This is a genomic window from Pseudoalteromonas sp. UBA6610, assembly GCF_002433295.1.
GTDB lineage: Bacteria > Pseudomonadota > Gammaproteobacteria > Enterobacterales > Alteromonadaceae > Pseudoalteromonas > Pseudoalteromonas atlantica.
The window spans coordinates 9,597-9,892 of record NZ_DJHW01000139.1 but is presented as its reverse complement, the minus strand read 5'-3'; the positions used below and the strand labels follow the sequence as shown (position 1 = coordinate 9,892).

1 protein-coding gene is annotated in these 296 nt (G+C 42.2%); it reads left to right on the top strand.

Annotation, left to right across the window (positions count from 1 at the left end; genetic code table 11):
* Positions 1-56: 56 nt before the first annotated feature.
* Positions 57-296: DTW domain-containing protein (locus B4F91_RS18310; protein ID WP_288636159.1), on the top strand; the 240-nt coding region annotated here is incomplete at its 3' end.

The window sequence follows — 296 nt, the reverse complement described above, 5'->3', positions numbered from 1 at the left end:
ATTCCCTTTTATTTTAGCTACAATACGCGCCGAACAAATTTTAGGTAATAGCCCCCTTGAAAAATCCCCAACATAACTCAGTATTAGTTTTGCGTGCTCAGCAAATCAGCGAATCGCGCCGCGAATTTAATGCCCGTGGCGGCAAAATGGATCGCTGTGAGCAGTGTTTAATTGCTAAGCATTACTGTATATGTGAGGGGGTAGAACAAGCGCAGTGCGATGCTGGCGTGTGTTTATTAATGTATCATAATGAAAGCTTTAAACCGTCAAACACAGGGCGTTTAATTGCTGAAATA